The organism is Syntrophus aciditrophicus SB (assembly GCF_000013405.1).
GTDB classification, from domain to species: domain Bacteria; phylum Desulfobacterota; class Syntrophia; order Syntrophales; family Syntrophaceae; genus Syntrophus; species Syntrophus aciditrophicus.
Map to the genome: position 1 here is coordinate 1540708 of NC_007759.1, position 22089 is coordinate 1562796.

21 protein-coding genes are annotated in these 22089 nt (G+C 54.1%); 7 read left to right on the top strand and 14 right to left on the bottom strand.

Translation table 11 applies throughout. The features are described from left to right. The first annotated feature begins 4 nt into the window (after nucleotides 1-4). Nucleotides 5-490: a signal peptidase II gene (gene lspA / locus SYN_RS07125; RefSeq protein ID WP_011417398.1), complete on the top strand. Its 486-nt coding sequence runs from the start codon at nucleotides 5-7 to the stop codon at nucleotides 488-490. A 131-nt stretch (nucleotides 491-621) separates the two neighbouring features. On the opposite strand, the gene SYN_RS15785 is transcribed toward lspA, so the two are convergent. From SYN_RS15785 to SYN_RS07145, 5 genes are all read right to left on the bottom strand, one after another. Beyond that, nucleotides 622-876, bottom strand: a complete 255-nt coding sequence (locus tag SYN_RS15785; protein WP_011417399.1) for a zf-TFIIB domain-containing protein — start codon at nucleotides 874-876, stop codon at nucleotides 622-624. An 83-nt stretch (nucleotides 877-959) separates the two neighbouring features. Continuing rightward, a complete protein-coding gene (gene hisF / locus SYN_RS07130; protein WP_011417400.1) occupies nucleotides 960-1724 on the bottom strand; it encodes an imidazole glycerol phosphate synthase subunit HisF in 765 nt (254 codons plus the stop codon). A 334-nt stretch (nucleotides 1725-2058) separates the two neighbouring features. Further along, the gene (locus tag SYN_RS07135) at nucleotides 2059-3270 is read right to left on the bottom strand and encodes an efflux RND transporter periplasmic adaptor subunit (RefSeq protein WP_041584849.1); all 1212 of its coding nucleotides are present in this window, start codon (nucleotides 3268-3270) and stop codon (nucleotides 2059-2061) included. 4 nt (nucleotides 3271-3274) lie between these two features. Next, complete coding sequence (locus SYN_RS07140) at nucleotides 3275-5638, bottom strand: ABC transporter permease (protein ID WP_011417403.1); 2364 nt, start codon at nucleotides 5636-5638, stop codon at nucleotides 3275-3277. 16 nt (nucleotides 5639-5654) lie between these two features. Then, nucleotides 5655-6362: an ABC transporter ATP-binding protein gene (locus tag SYN_RS07145; protein ID WP_011417404.1), complete on the bottom strand. Its 708-nt coding sequence runs from the start codon at nucleotides 6360-6362 to the stop codon at nucleotides 5655-5657. Nucleotides 6363-6822: 460 nt separating this feature from the next. Here SYN_RS07145 and SYN_RS07150 point away from each other — a divergent pair, with 460 nt between their 5' ends. The 5 genes from SYN_RS07150 to SYN_RS07170 all read left to right on the top strand — a co-directional run bounded on the left by SYN_RS07150 (nucleotide 6823) and on the right by SYN_RS07170 (nucleotide 10048). Beyond that, complete coding sequence (locus SYN_RS07150; RefSeq protein ID WP_011417406.1) at nucleotides 6823-7095, top strand: hypothetical protein; 273 nt, start codon at nucleotides 6823-6825, stop codon at nucleotides 7093-7095. A 122-nt stretch (nucleotides 7096-7217) separates the two neighbouring features. Next, a complete protein-coding gene (locus SYN_RS15790; RefSeq protein ID WP_148202519.1) occupies nucleotides 7218-7604 on the top strand; it encodes a type IV pilin protein in 387 nt (128 codons plus the stop codon). A gap of 142 nt (nucleotides 7605-7746) precedes the next feature. Continuing rightward, the gene (locus SYN_RS15255; RefSeq protein ID WP_158302945.1) at nucleotides 7747-8382 is read left to right on the top strand and encodes a retropepsin-like aspartic protease; all 636 of its coding nucleotides are present in this window, start codon (nucleotides 7747-7749) and stop codon (nucleotides 8380-8382) included. A gap of 239 nt (nucleotides 8383-8621) precedes the next feature. Then, nucleotides 8622-9023, top strand: a complete 402-nt coding sequence (locus SYN_RS07165; protein WP_011417409.1) for a hypothetical protein — start codon at nucleotides 8622-8624, stop codon at nucleotides 9021-9023. Nucleotides 9024-9124: 101 nt separating this feature from the next. After that, entirely contained in the window at nucleotides 9125-10048 is a 924-nt protein-coding gene (locus SYN_RS07170; RefSeq protein WP_011417410.1) for a SphA family protein, read from the top strand. A gap of 214 nt (nucleotides 10049-10262) precedes the next feature. Here SYN_RS07170 and SYN_RS15260 read toward each other — a convergent pair whose 3' ends face one another. Continuing rightward, nucleotides 10263-11642 carry a ribonuclease H-like domain-containing protein gene (locus SYN_RS15260; protein WP_011417411.1) on the bottom strand — a complete coding sequence of 460 codons (1380 nt, stop codon included), beginning with the start codon at nucleotides 11640-11642 and terminating at the stop codon, nucleotides 10263-10265. A gap of 84 nt (nucleotides 11643-11726) precedes the next feature. Continuing rightward, on the bottom strand, nucleotides 11727-14144 hold the full coding sequence (locus SYN_RS07180; protein ID WP_158302946.1) for a DEAD/DEAH box helicase: 2418 nt from the start codon (nucleotides 14142-14144) through the stop codon (nucleotides 11727-11729). Nucleotides 14145-14385: 241 nt separating this feature from the next. Between SYN_RS07180 and SYN_RS15265 the strand changes: the two genes are divergently transcribed. Continuing rightward, nucleotides 14386-15270 (top strand): peptidoglycan-binding domain-containing protein, encoded by an 885-nt coding sequence (locus SYN_RS15265; RefSeq protein ID WP_049749937.1) that lies wholly within the window; start codon nucleotides 14386-14388, stop codon nucleotides 15268-15270. 213 nt (nucleotides 15271-15483) lie between these two features. Here the strand turns inward: SYN_RS15265 and SYN_RS07190 are convergent, their stop codons facing one another. From SYN_RS07190 to SYN_RS07220, 7 genes are all read right to left on the bottom strand, one after another. After that, nucleotides 15484-16428, bottom strand: a complete 945-nt coding sequence (locus SYN_RS07190; protein WP_011417414.1) for a class I SAM-dependent methyltransferase — start codon at nucleotides 16426-16428, stop codon at nucleotides 15484-15486. Between the two features lies 1 nt (nucleotide 16429). After that, complete coding sequence (locus SYN_RS07195; RefSeq protein WP_011417415.1) at nucleotides 16430-16954, bottom strand: hypothetical protein; 525 nt, start codon at nucleotides 16952-16954, stop codon at nucleotides 16430-16432. A 5-nt stretch (nucleotides 16955-16959) separates the two neighbouring features. Next, the gene (locus tag SYN_RS07200) at nucleotides 16960-17238 is read right to left on the bottom strand and encodes an HP0495 family protein (protein ID WP_049749938.1); all 279 of its coding nucleotides are present in this window, start codon (nucleotides 17236-17238) and stop codon (nucleotides 16960-16962) included. A gap of 58 nt (nucleotides 17239-17296) precedes the next feature. Continuing rightward, nucleotides 17297-18877, bottom strand: a complete 1581-nt coding sequence (locus SYN_RS07205; RefSeq protein WP_011417417.1) for an acetolactate synthase large subunit — start codon at nucleotides 18875-18877, stop codon at nucleotides 17297-17299. 90 nt (nucleotides 18878-18967) lie between these two features. After that, nucleotides 18968-20152: a MalY/PatB family protein gene (locus SYN_RS07210; RefSeq protein ID WP_041584851.1), complete on the bottom strand. Its 1185-nt coding sequence runs from the start codon at nucleotides 20150-20152 to the stop codon at nucleotides 18968-18970. Continuing rightward, nucleotides 20149-20571, bottom strand: coding sequence for a preQ(1) synthase (gene queF, locus SYN_RS07215; RefSeq protein WP_011417419.1), 423 nt, complete (start codon nucleotides 20569-20571; stop codon nucleotides 20149-20151). The genes SYN_RS07210 and queF overlap by 4 nt, the downstream gene beginning before the upstream one ends. A 69-nt stretch (nucleotides 20572-20640) precedes the next feature. Beyond that, complete coding sequence (locus tag SYN_RS07220; RefSeq protein ID WP_011417420.1) at nucleotides 20641-22020, bottom strand: MATE family efflux transporter; 1380 nt, start codon at nucleotides 22018-22020, stop codon at nucleotides 20641-20643. Between the last annotated feature and the right edge of the window lie 69 nt (nucleotides 22021-22089).

Here is a 22089-nt window from a genome sequence, read left to right on the forward strand (position 1 = left end):
CAGGATGAAAAAACCCCTGATTCTTTTTTTAATCACAGCCGGACTTGTGCTTCTGCTGGACCAGTTCACGAAGTTCTATGTGGCCTCTCACTTCTGGCTTCATGAATCGCTCCCGGTTATCGATGGGTTTTTCAACATTACTTATATCCGGAACCCTGGGGCCGCCTTTGGCTTTCTGGCCGGGGCGCCTCTCTTATTCCGGGGATTGTTCTTTACCTCGGTAACGCTTATCGCCGCCGGTCTGATTCTTTTTTATCTCATCAAGAACCGGGTCAGTGATCTGATGATGGTGATTCCACTGGCTCTGGTCCTTGCCGGAGCCATGGGTAACCTTGTGGACCGCATCCGCTTTGGCGAAGTGATCGATTTTCTGGATGTCTACATCGGCAGGTATCATTGGCCTGCATTCAACATTGCCGATACGGCCATCTCCATCGGAGTGCTTTTCCTGGTCGTGGACATGATCCAGAAGCAGAAAGAGAAATCTTGAGAAAAGGGTGCACTGAAACATGAGCCGGCTGGCGTTGTACCGAAAGGAAATGATAGTCTGATCTCCGGAAGATATTCGAGTTTTCCCGTCGCCTTTACCAGTTGCATCTTACAGTTTCCGCCCTCAAGATTTCAGTCGAACAGCTCGTGGAGAAAACTTTTCCTCTTTTTATAATGATCATGATGACCAGAGTGATGCTTATCGTTGTAGGAATTATAATGGTCATGGTGGTCATGATGCCGTTCTGAATAGGATCGTGAAGGTATTTCCGCGGCTGACCGATCGATGATTTTGTCCAGCTCGCCCCGGCATTTAGGACAATAATCGATCTCTATGCCCTGACGCTCCGTGATGGCCAATGGTATATTGCAAATGGGACAATTCACTGTTCTTTCTCCTGATGGATTCGTTGTTCTTTGCTGGTGATACAGTCCGGACCCTTCTACTTTGGCCTGCCCCCCCTGGTTATTTATATAATTACAGGCAGCCCCCTGTCTGCAAGGTACTGCTTCACAGCCCTGATGCTTAAGGTACGGTAATGGAAGACGGAGGCGGCAAGGAGGATGGAAGCGCCGCCCTTCTGCACCGCTTCGTAAAAGTCCTCAAGTTTTCCTGCCCCGCCGGAAGCGACCACAGGCAGGTCAACAGCGTCGGCAATCGCCTTAGTGTACTCGATATCATAGCCTGCACGGGTGCCATCGCCATCCATACTGGTGGGCAGGATGACGCCTGCGCCAAGCTCCTGGCACGTTCTGGCCCATGCAACGGCATCCCTGGCAACGGGCAGCGTGCCGCCCGACACGACCAGTTCAAAGCCTGAAGGCATTTGGCTGTTTCTGCGCGCATCGATGGCCACGGTAATTTTTTCGGAACCGAACTTTTTCGCTGCCTCGCTGACGAGGGAGGGATTTTTTACTGCGGCACTGTTCATCGAGATCTTGGCCGCCCCGGCCTGCAGGACCAGTTCGATGTCTTCAAGCGTGGAAATGCCTCCTCCAACGGTCAGCGGGATAGTCAGCACGGCCGACACCTTATTCACCCATTCCAGCCTTGTCTTCCGATTTTCCAGCGTAGCCGCGATGTCCAGCATCGCAAGTTCATCGGCGCCTTCCGCCTGATAAAACGCGGCGTTTTCCACCGGATCGCCGGCGTCCTTCAACTCTACAAAGTGAATGCCCTTGACAACGCGCCCCTCTTTCATATCCAGGCAGGGCATGATTTTGATCGGCTTCATCTAAATGCCTCCTTTTCTATTTCATTTCCTTTTATGGCGTAAAAGATTTGACCTGCTTCACGCAATCCAGCGTCGCAGGAATTCTGTTGCCGTATGAATCCCTGAATCCGCAATTCGGCAAATCTCCCAGTTCATTCATTCATCGGATTTTCGGGACTATAAAAAAACGGCGCCGGCAAGTCAAGTCAGAGATTTGTTCCCGGATACAAGGTTAAAGGTTCATGGTTCAACGGTCAAAGTTCAATGTTGCAGTTTGGAGGATTGGCTGTGCGGTTTGACAGGTTATGGAATGATGAAAGGACACAGCTCGTTGTCGAGAGTTGTTGCCCGGATTTCATGTGCCGGGAACTCTCGCCCTGACGCGGGTGCCGTCCTTGATGGCATCGTCGGGCTGGGTAATGACCACGTCACCTTCAGAAATACCGGACAGGATTTCCGCATGCAGACCGCTCCGGTGGCCCACATCAACGTGTTTACGACTTGCCCTGCGCTCTTCAACCGTAAAGACGGCCCACTGATCGCCCATGCGAAAGAGGGCGCTTGCGGGTATCTGGAGCACGTTCTGACCTTCCCAGACGGTGAAGCTCGCTTCAAGCCGGTATCCATCGCCCAGTTGAGACCTGACATCCGCATCCGATGTCAAATCGACGATGACCAGCACCCGCTGTTCCTCTACGCCGAGGCTTGATATCTTTGTAAAACCCGATGGCTCGATGGTTTTCACTTTACCTGTCAACAGAGCTTCGCCGCCCCAGCGTTGGAAGACGACAGGGGTTCCCGGGCCGATCTTTACCGCATCGGCGGAAAGCAGTTCCACCCGAACTTCGATGTCCCGGGGATCACCGATCTCTATAATCGGTTCTCCCATTGCGACAGCCCCTTCGCTCTCCCTGTAGAGCTTCAGAACATGGCCTGTTTTCGGTGCACGAACAAGAACGGTTTCCTGATCGTGATCCCCGACGCGGGCTGCGGAATAGGCTAAAACGCTCCGACGTCTTTTCAGTTCCGCGCGCGCGACAGCCGATGTCGCCTTAGCAGCGAGATAGGCAGCCTTTGCCTGTTTGGCCTGTGCTTCGGCCTGGTCGAACTGATCTTTTGCGACAGCTCCTCCGGCAAGAAGGCGTTTGAATCTGACGTATCGTCTGTCTGTGAAATCGGCATCGGCTTTTGCCGACAGCTCCCGCTCCTCCGCCTCCCTGACTGCTGCCTGTGCCGCCGAAACGGCGGACTGGGCTTCCGCCCGGCTCCGTGGATCAAGAACCTGGGATCGCAGCGGTTCGAGGACAAAAAGCGGTCCGCCTTTTTGAACGGCATCGCCCGCTTCCAATTCGATGCGGCGCAGAAATCCCGCCACCGGCGCGGAGCAGATAAAGCGGTCCTTCACCCTCGTTTTGCCTTCTTCTTCAATAGTCACCCTGAAAGGGCCTCTGAACGCTTCTGCTGTTTCAACAAGAACCGGTTTCGGCCAGAAGCCATATACAAGAGCCAGGAGGGCTATAACACCGCCCAAAGCGATGATGATCCGTCTGCGGATTTGTACCTTCACGCATTCACTCCCTTGCTTTGAGAACTTCGACAAGATTCAGGGAATCAAGCCTGTGGCGGACAATCAGCCCCGATATGGCAGCCGAAAGAATTACGACGGCGGCGGCCATGGAATAGGTAGCCGGTTCGATGACGACGGGGATCCGGAAAATATCGGACGCCACGGCATAGGCGAGATAGCTGCAGAGCGCTCGGCCGATAATGAAACCCAGCGGAATGGCTGCCAGGGTAATCAGGACAAGCTCACCCAGAAGGATGTAGGAAATTTCGCCACGGGTGTAGCCAAGGACGCGAAGACTGGACAATTCGCGGCTTCTTTCGGAAAGCGCGATCCTGGCGGTGTTGTAGACAACACCGAATGTGATGGCGCCCGCCATCAGGGTGGCGATGAGAGTAAAAAAAAGCATGGACTTAGCCTGAGTGTCGTAGAAATTCCGGATTTCATCCTTGATCACGACGGCGCCGGATACACGGGGCATATTGATCAACTGTTTATATATCTCCTTTTTATACATCGGGTCAACCACAACAGATACGCCGGACAGAGCTTCCCCTTCACGGAGAAGGTGACTCAGCGCCGGGGCGTCCATATAACCCATGAGCCCCATATACTGTTTGGCCAGGGCGGCGACAGGAACCTGTCGCATGGGTCTTTCCCCTTCAAGAATTTCAACGGTCAGCATATCCCCCGGTCTGATGCCGAGATACCCGCCCAGATAGTCGGTCAGCACAATACCCGCAGGGGGGATAAAAATGGGCTTCAGTTTTTCGTTAAGGATCTGCCTCAAGGCGCTTCCGGATTCTATGCCTTCAATGGCGGTCTTGTAGCTTCGGTTGCCGAATCGAAGCCTCGCGGGAATCGTTCTGTAGCCTTCAACATATTCAATGCCGCGGATGCCTCTCATCGAATAGACGGCGTTTGCCGATGTGGGTTCGACAAAAGTCACTTTCATGTCTTCCCGCTGTGACAAGGTAAATTGAATATGAACCATGTAATCCACGGCGTCTTTAAAAAATCCGCTCATCAGCATGATAGCGCAGGAAAAGGCGATGCCGATCACGGAAAGAAGCGACCTGAGGGGTCTTCTCTCCATATTGCGGGCGACGATCCGGGCGGGCTGTGACAGAATGCGGCCCAGACCGAGGCGTTCAATATATGTCTTTCGGTACTTTGCCGGCTGCTCGGGGCGCATGGCTTCCGCGGGAGGCAGTTTCGCGGCGGTGCGGATCGCGTGTACCGTACCGGCCAGGGCCGCCGCCAGGCTGATGACCACTGCTTCAAGCACAATGGCGACATCGAGGCGGAAGAGAAGGTAGGGGAATCGATAATATTCCATGTAGATGTCGCCCAGGAGTCTTCCCAGCCAGACTCCCGTCGCTGTGCCGCCTGCCACTCCCAGGATGACGGTGAAGAGGACAAACTTGAAGTAGTGCAGACCGATTTCCAGGTTGCCGTAGCCGAAGGCTTTAAGGATCGCAACCTGTTCCCGCTGCGTATTGACGGTGCGGCTGATGACGACGTTGAGGAGAAAAGCTGCCACGGCGATAAAGATGGTCGGGAACAGGAATGAAAATATTTCCAGCTGTTTGAATTCCTCGCTGAGGAAACGGTGAGACGTCTGGTCTTTTCTGCCGTACGCTTCGAGTCCCCCGTAACGGTTGATGATATTGTCAAGGCGCCGGATCACGGCATTGATATCGGCATGAGGGGTACAGGTCAGGACGACGTCGTTGAAGGCTCCTTTCATATCGTAGGCTGTGGCCAGGGTTGTCTTGGGCATCCATAGAAGACCATATCGCCTGTAATCGGGACTGATGGCCCCCGGTCGGATCTGAAGCACAAATTCCGGCGACAGGCCGACTCCGACGATGGTCAGCATTTTCCATTTACCGTTGATCACCGCGCCGATCCGGTCGCCCAGGGAGAAGCGGTGGGCTTCGGCGAACGTGTCGCCGAGCAGCACTTCGTCATCCCTGGAGGAGTCGGGAAGGCGACCTTTTCTGATATAGAGTTTGTTGATTTCCGGTCTTCCATTGTCGGGGATGGAAAGGATCTTTCCCGTCACGGGCTCTTCAAAGCCTTCTATGGCGAGTTTGACGTCGGCCGTAATCCGGGTTTCCACGGAGGAGACTCCTTCGATGCCGGCAATCTGACCCCTCACACTCTCAGGCGCCCGTTTCAGGGAGGCAAAGACATCGGCAAAAACGTATTCCCGATAGAACTTCTCGCGGGTGGCTTTGAGGGAGTTCATGTTGCTCATGAACATGACGAAATTGGTGATGCCGCAGAGGATGACGATGATGATGGCCAGAACCTGGCCCTTCATCCGCCACAGATCGCGCGTCAGTTTAACGTTCAGGGTGTTCATGGATGCATCATGAGCCTTACCAGCGAAGCTCTCCCGGTTTCTTCTTTATGGTGTTTATCGTAATGTCGGCGATGAGGCCGTTTCTCAGGCTGATGATCCGGTCGGCCATGGAGGCGATATCGGCGTTGTGCGTAATGATGACCGTTGCCGTACCGAGTTCCCGGTTGACCCGTTCCAGAGCTTCCAGAACCAGGATGCCCGTCTTGAAATCCAGCGCCCCTGTAGGCTCGTCACAGAGCAGAACCTCCGGATTTTTCGAGATGGCCCGGGCGATGGCGACGCGCTGCTGTTCGCCGCCGGAAAGCTGAGATGGAAAATGGTCCTTCCTGTCCAGAAGTCCGACAAGCGACAGGGCATCTTCCGGCAGCATGGGATTCCGGGAGATCTCCGTGACAACAGCTACGTTTTCAAGGGCCGTCAGGCTGGGGATCAGGTTGTAGAATTGAAAAACAAAGCCGATGTGATATCGTCGATACTCCGTCAATTCCTGTTCCGTTGCTTTCGTCAGGTCTTTACCCCTGTAGGATACCTCGCCGGCCGTAGCCGTATCGAGGCCGCCCAGGATGTTCAGCAGGGTGGATTTCCCACTTCCGGACGGCCCCAGCAACACAACCATTTCACCCTCGTAGAGTTCCATATCGACGCCCCGCAGAGCATTGACCTGAATCTCGCCCATGTCATAGATTTTTGTAAGACTCTTTACGGAAAATACGGTTTTCTTCATCGAAATCGGTCAGGCCCTCCAGGAAAAGTTAATTTCCGTATTGATGACGATGCCATATTTTATCACTGAATTCATTTATATTTTTCAAATGAATTCAGTCTGCCGTTTCACGGGCTTAAAGAAGGCCGGCATCGATTGTTTAATGATTTAAGCTCAAGATAACATGAGGGAAAAGGGCGGGAAAAAATCTTTCACTGAGCTGCCAGAGAATGCGTGGGGGGATTTTGTGCAGGGATTAAGAGCGGGGGATTTCTCAGGTGAAACGTATCACATCGTCTTTGGTGAGGACTATCACATTGGCCCTGTTGTAAAAAAGCAATGATCGAACTAAGTTAACATACAGGAGGATGTCGGATGTATTGGCAAAAGGGCCATGACTGAGTGGATATCGACACAGGACCGTTTCTGGTGTCATTTTTATCAAAACGTCACTTCAATATGTAAGGCATAAGGAGGAAATATGGATGTTTTTTATTCAGCTCAACTTTCTGTTCCCGTTATTCAGATCGTTTTCCTGCTTCTGATCAGCACTCTGGCACTGCTTTATGGACGAATTAAACTGGCGTTGCTGATTAACTACTGTTTTACTCTGTACTGGGGCTATATCCTGAACATGGATGTGATCCGCGAAACCGGGCCCTCTATCACTGACACATTCACCTACATGTATTTCGGCTTCGGCCTTGTCATCGTCATGCTTGCTGCGGTCGGTTTCATCGCTCAACGGGAGTAAACGGGCATGACGATTTTTTGTACGGATGCAATCGTTTTTATGGATTTTAAAATGCATTATAGTGTAGAGTAAAATGAGTTATCAGTAGAAGTGATGGAATTAATTACCAAAAGGGATGCTTGATGCGTACAGAGAACAAAGGCAGGCGAAATGAGTGCGGTTTTACACTTATTGAACTGATGATTGTCATCGCGATTCTTGGGGTGCTTGCAACGATCGCCGTTCCCCGGTTTCTCGTTTATCGTCAGAGCGCCTGTGATTCACAGGCAAAGACGGATGCCAGAAACTTTTATACGGCTTCCATGTCCGATGCGATCGACAGCAGCGGGGATAAGACTTTCAACAGCACAAATCCACCTCCCAGTTATCGGGGGCTTTCTCCCGTCAGCGGGTCATTCGTTTTTATGGCCGCCACTCATACCGCGACCTGCGATGCGGCCTTCAAGCATCCGCAGGGGTCAAAGACCTTCACTCTCAATTCGGAAGGCCGTATCACCGCCTTCCCCTGAGGCATGCCTTTCGCGCCGTTGTTCGCAGATTCAAAATATAATTTGATCGAAGTGATGCCGAACGTTGACAATGCTCAATAGTTATGGAAAATTTCCAGTCACATTCCTCAAAGAGAAGAGTTCGGACGTGAGGGAGAAGGGGATGCAGAGACTCAGGAGCGCCATAACCGGTTTTTTGATCGCAATGACATGCTTTTTCTGCATGACAGTGGATTTGATGGCTGAGAACCGTTTTTTTCCTGAAGAGATTGTCGAAGGGGTCGCCCCGATATACACGGCGCCCCCCATTCCAGAGGGACTTCAGTATGCGAAATCCGGAAGCAGGGGAGAGGCGCCCGGAGAGAGCGAGAACTGGAAGCGCCGTCCGGAGGTTGTCGTCTCTTGGGGTGACGAACCAACCCGGGTGAAGATCATGGGAAACTCAGTTCTTGTTCCCGCTACACTTGCGCACGGCGGCAATGAAATCGATGTTTATCTCCTGCTGGATACAGGCTCTACGGGAACGGCGATCCATTCCGACATTGCCGATCAGTTGGCCATCAATCTGGATCAGGCGGCAAGGACCAAAGTGCAGGTCGTCGGGGGAGGAGTCCTCAACGCCCGCGTGGTCAGGATAGGTCGTTTGACTGTCGGGCCGCATACGAAACGCAATTGGAACATTTTTGTCGTCCCTCATAAAAGTTCGGCTGCACGATATGATGGACTGCTCGGGATGGATGTCCTGCGCGGGTTGAAGTATGAAGTGGATTTTAAAAAGCAGCTTATCATCTGGCAATAAATCTTATCGTAATGACAATACCGAGTTTTATTTCGGGCAAAAAATATCATCTCATAATCTGGACTTAAGGTTCAGTCAACATTGCTGGTACAGGAAACTGACGTAAAAAACGGACCGCCAGGGGTTGTTTCCTCATTAAAAAGGCTCAAGGCTTGTGGGCATTGTGACATGAAATAATGCGATCCAGTTGCAGGAGTTACGGAAAAAAATAGACAGACATCCTCTGAGGAGAAACCAAAATGAAATTGATTATGCTTGTTATTGCGATTCTCTCGTTGACAGGGTGCGCCACCGGCCCCGTCCTTTATCCCAATGCTCACCTTCAGATGGTCGGCGAGGTGCAGGCCCGTAAGGATATAGCAGAATGTGAGGTCCTTGCCGATCAGTACGTCAAATCAGATGCAGGAATTGCCGCGGCCAGAAGCACCGCCATTGGCGGAGCCGGAGGGGCAGTCATCGGCGGCGCCGCAGGCGCCGTGACGGGCAACCTGGGTCGGGGCATTGGTGTCGGCGCAGCCGCCGGCGCGGCGACGGGTCTGGTGCACGGCATCATCCGCGCGTCGGAACCCAGTCCCATTTTCAAAAACTTCATGATCCGATGCCTGCAGGAAAAAGGATATGACGTCATCGGATGGGAATGACGGCCTGATCCGCTTTTCTCATCGCAGATGACGGCTGACGTCGATATGGGAGACTCGTTCAGCAGTCGAAAAAGCCAATAATTCAAGAAGGAGGATATAGTGTGAAGAAGAAGTGGCCTGTATTCAGTAAGTTATTCATCATGGTGGTTGCGGCAACCGTGCTCCTGAGCCCGGGCGCTCTCCCGGGAACGGCCTCTGCGACCGAGGGAGGCGGCGGGGCATACCCGAACGGCGCCGAGGACTTCATGACCGGGGCGCTACCGCCGCCGGGGACCTATTTTAAAAACTACCTGACCTACTACACGGCATCGGATTTCAAGGACGGCAACGGCAACGATCTCATTCCCGATTTCGATCTGAAGGTGACGGCCGATGTGCTCCGGTTCATCCATGTGACAAACTGCAAGATCCTTGGCGCCAACTGGGCCGTTCATGCCTTTATTCCCCTGACCTATCAGGACGTGAAAAGCGGCGGCGACAGCGATGATCGTTTCGGGTTGGGAGACATCATCGTAAACCCGATCATTCTCGGCTGGCACACCAAAAACTTTCACGTCACGGCGGGTCTCGACATCTATATCCCCGTGGGTACCTACGACGAGGACCGTCTGGCAAATCTCGGGAGGAATTACTGGACCTTCGAGCCCGTCCTTGCCATGACCTACCTGAACGACAGCGGCTTCGAGGTCTCCGCCAAATTGATGTACGATTTCAACACGGAAAACGACGACACGAATTACGAGTCCGGCCAGGAATTCCACACCGACTTGACTATCGGCTATCACATCAACAAGTCGTGGGCCGTCGGCATCGGGGGCTATTACTATGATCAGACGACTGATGATGAGCAGGACGGGGTCAAAGTCGGATCAGACGGATTCGAGGGCCGAGTCTTCTCCATCGGTCCCGTGGCGCAGTACAGTTACAGGAACATGAGCTTCACGCTCAAGTGGCAGTCCGAATTCGAGGCAAGGAACAAGCCTGAGGGCGACAAGTTCTGGTTCAACCTCGTTTATGCCTTCTAACGCTTCAAAGGCCGCATTTTCCCGGGCGGCCTTTTTTTCAAAAACTTGAAATGAGCCGGCATTCTTATCTGCAGACTCCGCAGTTTTCTACCAGTAATTTTAATTTATTATTGTTGTGGGTTTCAGGATTGGAAGATATCAGGAAAGAGCCATCCTGAAGTCCTGGTTTCGTCTCAGATGAAAAAGTTCGTACAGACAGAATGAACTGCAAAAATTATCCGACTTCATTATCCGGCGGTGTTCTCTTCTCCGCACCGGTTTTGTCATCAACTCCGCGCTGCTTAGCCTTTTCGCAGCGGGTCTGAAGGCGGGAAAACCGGTGACGCCAGGCATCTTTCTGCTGTTCCGGCATCGGGGGGGATGTCTTCATGATTCCATCCACGAGTTGTAACGCCCGTTCAAGATTTCCTGTCCGATGTTCATGCCATTTGGCCAGTTCCTCCGCGGCGAAGAGGTCATTCGGATTTTCCTTCAATAGATCCTCCCAGAGGATAACCGCCTTTTCCCACTGGCTGTTTTTTTTATGAATCAGGGAAAGGGCCTGACGCGCCTCAAGGGACGCCGTTCGCGAAGCGGAACGGGAAGCATCCTCGTATAGGGAACAGGCCGAAAGCTGTCTCCCCCTGTCCAGGAAAAGACGGGCCGCGGCGCAGAGGTCCGAGGGATCATAATGGGAGCAATGACCGTTGGAGTTGAATATCCCCGCCAGATGAACGGTCAGTGCCGCAAGGGCCGTGATGTCCAGACGGTTGTGCCGGAAGACGTCAAGCAGGGGATGGGGATCGCGAGACCGGAGCCAGTTGAAGTAGCGCATAGGGACTTCGCTACCCGGCAGGTCGTCCTCGCGATAGAATTTCAGAAGAGCCTCCTCCAGGGTAATAAGCCGGCTGTTGCTGATCCGATGGCCGAAAAGACGCCGGGCCGGGTGAAGCAGGTCGAGATGAGGAAGGGCGGTCAGCGGGTTGTCCAGACGGTTCAGGATGTAGCGGGTGGCGAGCAGGTTGATGTCGAAGGATTTGCCGTTGAACGTGACCAGATAACGTTTCGAAGCGGCAATTTTCTGAAGGGCGGCGAGAACGGCCCGTTCTTCCTCGAAACTCCGGGCGAAAAGCTGGCGGACGAGGAAGCGACCATCCGCTTCGAACCAGCCCACGCCGACAAGAAAGGCCAGAGTTCCCGTTCCACCGGCCAAACCCGTCGTTTCCGTGTCGAGAAAAAGTGCGGTCCGGCTGTCAAAATCGGACAAGCGGGTGTCGTTGGCCAGGAGAGCCGTCGCTTCCATATCCAGCGTCTCCAGTTCATTAAGCCGGCGGATGCCGTGGGTCTCGGTTCCTTCCAGTAGAGAGTCGATTCGAAAAAATGCACCCCAGTCGTTGCATTCTTCGCATCCGGTCAGAAGGTCCTGCAGCGCCGGTAATTCCTTTCGGAGACGTCCCGGAGGAAAGAACTCAGGTGTATCTCCCGGTCGTCGGGATACAATGGCGTCAAGGCGCCGCCGCAGATCGCTGAGCTGTTCCGCTCGATCCGTCGTGTCCGGTTTTGCGGGCGATTCTTCTTCACCGGTCAGGCGCCGCAGACGGTCCTTGAGGCTCATGCCTCTCTTCCCATTTCGGTCATACTTTTCGTGCCGTCATTTAACACGTAACTATTCCTGTATTCTCGCATTTTAAAAAACGGATCAGTGCAGAGGAATCTCCTCGCTGATCAGGCCGAGGATGGCCAGCGCTGCTTCCTTGCCTGACGGTCCGACCTCCAGGGTCGGGCCTACGCAACTGGGACAGCCGTGGGTGCAGGGACAGCCTCGAATCAACTGACGGGCCACATTCAGCAGCCGGTCGTGTTCCTCGAAAAGAAGTTGAGAAAATCCGATGCCGCCGGGATAGGCGTCGAAGAGGAAAAGGGTGGGATCGAAGTCGTCCAGACGAAGAGGGGCTTGAGGATCAGAGATTGCCGATTTCCGTGATGAGGTTGAGGCGACGGCCCGACCACTTCGGCCGGAAGAAACGAAGAAATCGCCGCTCTTGTCGCCGATGCAGCGGTCGATGTCGCGGATATCGGCCATCAGGATCATCGCCGCCAGGTGATGCAGGGCGTAAGCGAGACCGGAAAGGCCGTCGAGTATCTCGGCCTGGGTGAAAGGAAGTTCCCGGAGCAGGTCGCGGGGCAGCGTGAACCAGTAACTCGTCGTATGCATGTCTTTTTCCGGAAGGTTGACGTCGCCGTATCCCAGATTTTCCGCAGTGTAGAACTTGATTTTCTTGTAGCCCACCACCTTGCGTACCACCTGAACCTCACCGTGCTCCACGAACGCCCGACGAGAGGGCTTCTGCTGAAACTCGTCGATGACCCGCACATGGGTGTAGGTCATGGCGTCCGTGTAGTAATCCACATCGACCTTGCGGACGTAGGCCTTCTTCCGCTCCAGGTCCAGCTTGTCAACATGATACTGCTGTGATTCCACCATGTAGATCGCCTCGTCGTGGACGGCGGTAAATGCGCTGTCCCAGTCCACTTCGGCGATGACCACCGGCTTTCCCGTTTCCGTCGCGTCGATGACCACGACATTTTCAGGATTGATGGATCGCAGGCTGATCTCATCGGCGGGATAGCTTTCCGCAGCCCAGTGCCAGCGCCGGCCTTCCCGGTGCAGGACGCCCTTTTCCTCCAGGTAGGCGAGCAGTTCCATCAGATCTTCCTTGCCGAAACGCTCTCCCTGTTCGAAGGGGAGTTCGAAGGCTGCGCTTTTGATGTGATGAAGCAGGATCAAAAGATTGTCGGGGTTGATGCGGCAGAATTCCGGCGAGCGGGCAAAGAAGTAATCCGGATTTTCGGCGAGGAACTGATCCATCGGGGTGCTGCGGGCAATCAGTAGGGCAAGGCTTTCCCCCTGCCGTCTGCCCGCTCTTCCGGCCTGCTGCCAGGTGCTGGCGATGGATCCGGGATAGCCCACCATGAAACAGGCTTCCAGATCACCGATGTCGATGCCCAGTTCGAGGGCGTTGGTGCTGACGACGCCCAGGATGGAGCGGCTCCGCAATCCCGCTTCGATCCGGCGGCGGAGATTCGGAAGATAGCCGCCCCGATAGCCGGTAACGACGCCGTCATCCACCGGAATCTCGCGGCCCCTGTTCACCTGTTCCTTGAGGTAGTGGGTCAGAATTTCCACATTCAGGCGGCTTGTCGTAAAAACTATGGTCTGGATGCCCTGGCGGATCAGATCGGCGGCCAGGTGGCAGGCCGGGGTCAGGGCCGACTGCCGGATGCCCAGTTCCCGGTTCACGATGGGCGGATTGTAAAGGATAAAGGTTTTGGCTGACGTCGGGGCTCCACTGGAATCGATGAGATGAACGTCTCGCTCCAGGATGCTTTCAGCGTGTTCCCGGGGATTGGCGACCGTGGCCGAACAGCAGACAAATACGGGGTCCTGGCCGTAAAAGCGGCAGATCCGGACGAGCCGCCGGATGACGTTGGCCAGATGAGACCCGAAAATCCCTCGATATACATGGAGTTCGTCGATCACGACATAGCGGAGGTTCATGAAGAGCTTCTGCCACTTCGTGTGATGGGGCAGAATGCCGGCGTGGAGCATATCCGGGTTGGTTACAACCACATGGCCTTGCCTGCGGATGGCCTGACGGGCATCGTCGGGGGTGTCGCCGTCATAGGTAAAGGTTTTGATGTCCGCCTTCAGTTCCTGGATAAGACCGGAGACTTCGTGCATCTGATCCTGGGCCAGGGCCTTGGTGGGAAAAAGATAAAGGGCCCGTGTTTCCGGGTTTTCAAGAATCTTCTGGAGCACGGGAAGGTTGTAGCAGAGCGTCTTGCCGCTGGCCGTCGGCGTGACGAGAACGACATCTCTGCCGTTTCGTATGCATTCAACCGCTTCGGCCTGATGGCTGTAAAGCTCAGAGATGCCGCGTTTCTCCAGAACGGTGCGCAGTCCGGAATGCATCCATTCCGGGAAGGAAGCGTAACGGCCCGGTGTGGCCGGCCAGTGCCGGGAGGCCGCCACGTTTTCCTGAAAACGCCGGTTCCGCTCCAGTCGGGACAGCCATTCCCGGAGGGACAGTTTCGTTTCATCCTCTAATCGATTCATGTCTTTCCTGACTTGACCCACTGCATGCTTCCCGGGGTCAAGAATATAATGCAGAGATTGTGCTCCGGCCGTGCGTAAAAGAGCTCCGTGCAGGCTTGATATCATTTTTGATCTGAAATTGGAAATATTGATTGCTTCTGATTCCGGAAAAACCTCTGGTCGCGCCGTGAAAGAAATTGAGGATCAGTCGAACAGTATGGTAAAAGTAATAAAATTCTGAAAAATGAAAGGAGAACTTGCTATGTTGAAGAAAACCGTATTTGTAACAATCCTCGTTTTTCTCAGCACCATCGTTCTGCTGGCCTGTGCCGGTGACAACAAACCGGCAGAAATGGCTCTAAAGGCGGCAGAGGAAGCCGTCAACACAGCCAGGACCGAAGCGGTCAAGTATGTTCCCGATCAGATGCAATCCCTTGAGGATTCTCTTGCCGCCGTGAAAGACAAGTTCGCCAAGAAGGAATATCAGGCCGTCATCACGGAAGCGAAGGATCTTGCCGGCAAGGCGAAAGAAGTGCTGGAGGCGGCAAAACTCAAGAAGGAGGAAATGACCGCTTCCTGGACAAATCTCAGTCAGGAACTTCCCAAGATGGTCGAAACGATGCAGGGTAAGGTTGATCTTCTTGCCAAGTCAAAAAAACTACCTGCTGATCTGACGACTGAAAAATTTGACGAGGCGAAAGCTGGTCTTGCCGCTGTAAAGGAAGAATGGGCAAAGGCCATGGAAAGCTTCAATGCCGGTCGTGTCGCCGATGCTGTCAATTCAGCGAACGCGATTAAAGAAAAAGCAACGCGGACCATGGGGATCCTCGGTTTGGCAGCCCCTGCTGCTGAGAGTGCCGCGGCGCCTGCCCCCGCTGCCGAAACTCCCGCTCCTGCCGCCGCCGAACCGGCTGCAGCTGCCGTGGAGACAAAGGATGGCGCCGATAAAGGCGACAAGACACAATGGCTGCAGAATGCCCTGAACCAACTTGGCGCGGATCCCAAATTGACCGTTGACGGGCGCTTTGGCCCGGCCACGCGAAGAGCGGTGATGAAATTTCAAACCACAGCGGGAATTCCTGCCGACGGCAAAGCGGGCCCTGCAACAGAGGCTGCAATCAAGGAGAAACTCGCAAAAGTCAGGTAATTTAAACGTATGCCGAAGAGATAAAGGAAAAGGCGGCACAAAAGCCGCCTTTTCCTTTCTGTCGCATAAGTTCGGATTTGTTTATTGACATTTGGCAGCGGAAGTCAAAGGAAAGTTGCTGCAAAGCGCGATTGGCTCATCCCCGCCAAACAAGCTGATTTATTTGCTCAGTGAATTGCTCTTTTAACCGGGAGAGACTTGAGAGTATTAAGTCTAAACCTTGATCAGAATCAAATATTCGTACAGAAAAAGATCCTCGAGGAAATGGAAAATAATCTCATGACTTTCCTCGGCAATCTTCCGGGACTCCAACAGGGCCAGCAGCGCGTCCGAATAGCGAATCTCCAGGAAATCGGCGAAAGGACCACGGAGGACCCGGTAGTGGAACGCTTCCGCTACCTGCTGCAGATGGGACATCTTAATCGTGTATTCGTCATGACCCTTGAGGGCGATACGCTGAGGGCTGTCTGAAGTCTCGATAAAAATATACCGGGCAAAGTGCTCCGGGACGGACGCCTCGCAGCTGTGTTCTCCGAGAAAGATTGCGGGAACCCCCGCACGGCAAAGTTTTTCCACGGATTCGACGGCGCCGAGATTGAAAGAAAACGTCGATGTTCTGGGGCGGCCGAGAGAATAAAAATCATAAAGTCGACGTATTCTCTGCAACGGACCATCCAGAGCGTCCGGGGAAAGACTCGGGTCCAGAATTTCAGCGGGCACATCCACTGCAGTGGGAAAATCACCCAGGATTTCATTCAGCATGGCCAGTTCGATGCCTTCCAGCTGGGCGTCATCCAATTCCAGGAAGTCGGCTTCCCGGAACATCACATCGAAATCCTTGAGCGCTTCCTTCTGCTTTTCCAGCAAGGCCGGAGAAATGTCCACCATGAGAGGCCGCAGGTGTGGATTGCATTCCAGGAATTCCCTCATGAGATAACCATAGCCTCCACCGACTTCGAGAATCCGGGATATTTCGGAAAGAGGAAAAAACCCGGCAAGATAATCATAAAGGTGCCGACCGTAGGAAGAGGGGTCTTTCAGGACCGACCGGCAGGGGCTGTCCTGCGGATAAAGGGCGTTGCTTACCGTCATCTCCCAGCCGAGGGTATTCAATTTCCCACGGTGATAATCCGCAGTCAAATTCAAGGTAAAGGGCATCTTACTCCTCTTCTTCTTTTCCTTCGGGAATCAGGGTTTGGAGAACCAGCGAAACCGTATCCTTATGGTCGATCAGGAGCAGTTTGATATTTCGCTCCTGACCAAAAAGGATGCGGCCGAGTTCCGATGCGGGGATGTCAAGCCTGCAGACCAGCAGCCGGGGGCTGTGATCCCTGGCCAGCCATTCGACGCTCCGGTAAAAGCGCTCTGTACCATCATTGGCGGTCAGGATCAATCGTGAAATGCGTTTTCCCACAAAGAGGCCCTGCTCCTTCTCCATCTTCTGCAAACCATGCCGTTCTCTGGCCAGGATTTCCTCTGCCGCATCCAGACCGATACGCAGGTGGCCGCGTCTTTCCGCGGCATTCAATGCTGAAGCAAGGGCGGAGGTAACTGTCAGAACAGGAACGACGAGCTCGCCTTTCTCCCGGATTTTCTGTACTCGAGCGAAAAGAGCCGTCCGGAGAGTCTCTTCGCCCTGAGACGCTTGAAATTTTCTTGGGAAAAGCGCTTTTTCGGACTTCATCAGATTTACAGGACGATCCGGATGGCCGGGTGCCGCATCAGGGCTTCATATATGGACAATCGCTGATTGTCACTGTAAAGAGTGATCTCCAGAGAAAAACTGTGATATTTCCCTTTTGAACTGCTTCTGGAATAATGAACCTCGCAGGGTCGCTGCTGCATGACTTCATCGATTGCTTCCAGGACCCGGTCGCGATCTCTGCCTATCACCTTGTATGTCCAGAGGCATGGATATCTGATCTCGGGTTTTGAGTAAAACGGATTGATAAACATTTTGTTATTCATGAGACTCCTGTCCGTAAAACCCACTCCTGAGAAGGAAGAGTCTTCGGAATTGAAATTTTTAAAATGAAGGCTGCAGAACAAGTTCGATCAGATGAGGCCCGGGTTCAGCCATGGCCCGGTAAAAGGCGGATGAAAATTCTTCCACGGTGGTGACGGAGATGGCCGGTACGCCGAATCCCAGACTGAGCCGCACCCAGTCTATATCCGGATTACGTAGATCGATCAGAGAGGATGCCTCCGTTCCGGTCACAGAATGACCTGCCCGTCTCATTTCCATCCGGATAATGTTGTAGCTTCGGTTGGAGCAGATAAGAGTTGTGACATTGAGGTTCTCCCGTGCCTGCGTCCAGAGGGCCTGAAGGGTATACAGGGCGCTGCCGTCTGCCTGAAAATTGATTACGGGTCGTTCGGGGCAGGCTATGGCGGCCCCTGTGGCGCTTGGGATGCCCTGACCGATTGCGCCGCCGGTCAGGTTGATAAGGGTATGCGGCGCCAGGCTCGTTGCGAGGGAATAATAGGCTGAACCCGACGTCAGAGACTCATCGACGACAATGGCATTTTCTGGCTGCAGTGCTGTCAGCGCGAGGCAGGTCTTTTCAGCTGTCAGGACGCCTCCGGGAAGTTCCGGATAACGTAGAGATGCCATGTAGGGTGCTTTGCCTGGTGGAGAAGGAGGAGAATCCAGCGCTTCGGCAAGACATTCCAGCGCTGCCGCTGCATCCTGAAAAGCCGTTCCGATGTGAACGCGCCGCTGATCTGAAGTCAGAAGTCTGCCTGGCATGTCCTGATAACCGAAAAAGGCCACGGGTTCCCGTGCTCCCGCAAAGACAAATGCTTCATAGCCGGACAGCATCGCCGCTGCATGTTCGGGGAAATAGGGAATTTTCTGAACGATTGGAAAGCCGGCGCCCCGTTCCATGCGGGCGGGGAAAACATCAGTCAGAAGGTCGCAACCCGTCGATGCCGCGACGCGTGCCGCAGCATGGAGACCCGCTTTCCACAGCGCCCTGCCGCCCAGGAAAAGCGCCTTTCGTGAGGTCGAACGCAGGAGTTTTGCCGCTTCTTCAATGGATTCCGAATCGACGGGATCGAAGCGAAAACCGGCAGCGTGTATCTCGGAAGGCGGAATTTCCGCCCATGCGTGGTCACTGGGCAGAATGAGACTGGCTATCAGGCCGGATAAGGCAGCGGATATCCCCTCCGCGGCATCGTGAGAGATCCTGTCCGATGATTGGTTTGTTCGCTGCCACCTCGAAACGGTGCCCACCAGGGCTTCCACGTCCATGTTGAGCAGCGGATCCGACGGGCGGTGCCAGGAGGCATGGTCACCGACAACGTTGAATATGGGTGACCCAGCGCGGCGGGCATTATGAAAATTGGCGACGGCGTTGGCAAATCCCGGTCCAAGATGCAGCAGGGTCATGGCCGGCTTCTCCTTCATCCGGGCGTATCCATCGGCCGCGCCGCTGCATCCTCCTTCAAACAGGCACAGAATCGGCCGCACTCCGGGAACTTTCTCCAGGGCGCGGACTACGGGAAGTTCCGTTGTGCCCGCGTTGGCGAAACAGACTTCAATCCCCGCCTTTACCGCGGTCATGATAAGACTTTCAGCGCCGGTCATGAAGATATTGCCTTTCAAGTTTTCCTTTTATCTTTTTGATTTTGGGTAAATCAGGGTATCTTATCCGGAGGTCTTCTCTCGGGAACAGCTTGATGAATCTCATCAGTTTCATTCCCTGCCCGGGAGAGATATACGTTGCATCGCCCGCGACATTCTTTCGAGGGCTTCTCTGAGCATAACCCGGGGACAGCCGAAATTCAGCCGCACAAATCCCGGCGTCCCGAAATACCTGCCGTCGGAAAGACCCACGCCGGCGTTTTCAAAAAAAGCCGCCGGTTCCTTAAGGCCGGTCGATCTGGTATCAATCCAGGCCAGATAGGTCGCTTCCACGGAATGCATGGACATTCCGGGCATCCGGTTAACGGCCTCTTCCACCAGCATGCTGTTTTCCCGAAGATAAGCCAGTAGCGTTGCATGCCAGGAATGCCCCTCAAGGTATGCCGCCAGAGCCGCTGTAAATCCCAGGGCATTCACGGGCGGCACGATGCCTGCCATTGCCCGGTAAAACCGCTTCCGCAAAGAGGGATTGGAGATGACTGCAAAGGAGCAGCCCAGTCCGGGGATGTTGAACGTTTTGCTGGGCGCCATCAGGGTAATGGTCCTCTCCGCGATTTCCGGGTTCAGGGCGGCAATCGGAATGTGCCGCTTGTCCGTATCCAGAATCAGACCGCAGTGAATCTCGTCGGAACAGATAATCCTGTCATATCCTTCAAGGCAGGATGCCAGCGAGGCGAGTTCATCGGCAACAAAGGCCCGTCCCACGGGGTTGTGGGGATTGCAGAGCAGAAAAAGACTGGTTCTGGGAGTGAGAGCGTCGCGAAGGCGTTCAAAATCAAAAACCCAACGGTCTCCATTATCGATCAGGGGTATCGCTTTCAGCTGCCTGTTCGCGTGGGCCGGAGCAGTGAGAAACGGGGGATAGACAGGAATCGCGGTCAGGATTTCGTCACCTTCCTGACCGGCGGCGCGGCAGGCCACGTTGATTCCGCAGACCAGTCCCGGAAGCCAGACAAGCCAGTCCGGTTCAACGGTCCATTCATAAAGATCCTCAAGCATGGAACAGACGACCTCTACCAGCTTATGGGGTGGATCGGTATATCCGAAAATGCCGTGGTCAACCCTCTTGTGCAGGGCGGCGATGACGGCCTCGGGAGAGCGGAAATCCATATCGGCAACCCACAGGGGGAGAATGTCGCGACCCTCATATTTATCCCATTTTTCCGAGGCGGTTCCCCGTCGGTCGATGAGAGTGTCGAAATCGGGTGTCAGGGTGGATTCGTCGGCATGGGTCATGGCTTGGACCATCCCGGCTTTTTGTACTCAGCCTCCACGGTAATGGAGATCCCCCCGCGAACCCCGAAATTGGCGGTAACCTTGCACCAGCGTGGAGACAGCGCGGCGACCACATCCTCCAGAATCACATTGGTGACGTGCTCGTGAAAAATGCCTTCGTTGCGGTATGACCACAGATAGAGCTTCAGGGATTTTGATTCCAGAATGGAGGCGTCAGGGATGTATGAGATGTGCAGGTCGGCGAAATCCGGCTGGCCTGTCATGGGGCACACACAGGTAAATTCCGCTGTTTCCATGGTAACGATATAATCCCGGTCGGGATGACGGTTGGGAAAGGTTTCAAGTTTTCTGGACGGCTTTGCTTCTCGGCCGAGTAGAGTAAGCCGGCTGAGATCTTCCGGTGGTGTGGATTTCTGCACTTTTTAAGATTTCTCCTGGGAAAGAATATAATTAAGCGGGTGTTAATCTAAAGCATTTTTCTCTTTCCTTCAACAGGTTTCCGTGCGGGTCATCGGCTGAACTATCCGGGATTCGAAGATGCGATACTGGCGTTTCGTCCAGTAAAGGATGAATAGAAAGGCGAGGGCGCTGGCGAGAGGCTGGGCCATCCAGACGCCGTTGATTCCGAAAACGGACGGGAGGAGCAGCAGAAGGGGAATCAGAACAAGGGTATCGCGACCGACCAGCAGGACCATCGCGGTGGTTCCGCGTCCGAGACCTATAAACATGTTAATCCACATAAGGCTGGGAGCGGCGGTAATCAGCAGGAGAAAATTAATGCGCAGGGCTGTTGTCGTCAGGGCCTGCAGTTCATGATCGCCTGAAAAAAATGACGCGATGGACGGTGCGAAGGCTTCCACGAGAAGAAGACTTGCCAGGGCGATGCCTGCTGAAATCCTGACGGCAACCTTCACGGTTGTCATCAGCCGTGAATGGAGTCCCGCTCCTTCGCTGAAGCCGACCAACGGCATCAAACCATGGCCGATGCCGTACAGGGTCATCATCACCAGCCCGTTCATCCGAAAGACGATGCCCAGTGTCGCTACGGCGGTATTGCCGTATCCGGCGAGGATATGATTGTGAAGAAGCATGCAAAGGCTGACTACGAGATTGATGATGATGGAGGGAAGTCCCGTCTGGTAGATGGACAGAATAATCCGGAAATCAGGACGGAGATCAGACCAGCTCAGCCTATACCTTGAGCTTCCATGCTGAAGGTAGTAAAAGGAGAGCAGGGCTCCCGCAATCTGGGATATCACGGCGGCAACGGCAGCTCCCCGGATTCCCAGCCGGGGGAAGGGTCCCCATCCGAATATAAGGAGAGGGTCGAGGATGCCGCTGATGATCGCGACGACAAGAAGAGGATACATGGAAAGGTGAGGTCTCCCTTCAGCCCGCAATAGATTGTTGGTGATCATGATCAGAAAAAGAAACGGCACGCCAGGCATAACGGTAACGAGATACTGGCGCGCCAGTGGCGCAATGCCGGTCGTGGCCCCGAAAATCCTCAGGACGGATTCGGGATCAGCAAGAATTACTCCGATAATCAGCGTTCCGAGGACAACGGCAAGAAAATATGCCTGACCGCCGGTCTTCCGGGCTTTTGCCGTTTCTCCAGCTCCGAACATCCGGGAGGCATAGGATCCCGAGCCAAGGCCGGTTCCCACACCCACAGCGCCGAAAATCAGTTGGAGGGGAAAGCAGATAGTCAAAGCGGCAATGGCGTCCGGATTGAGCCGGGCGAGCCAGAAGGCGTCAATAAGATTATAGACGGCCATGGCCAGCATGGCCGCAATGGACGGTCCGCTCATTTTAAGCAGAAGGGGGAGGATAGGGCCTTTCCCCAGATTAAGGCTCTTGTCATTCATGGCGATTTAATTTATACGACGATTCTATTCAGGATAAGGAGGGAAGGGGTGAGTCCGGCGGCCAGGCTT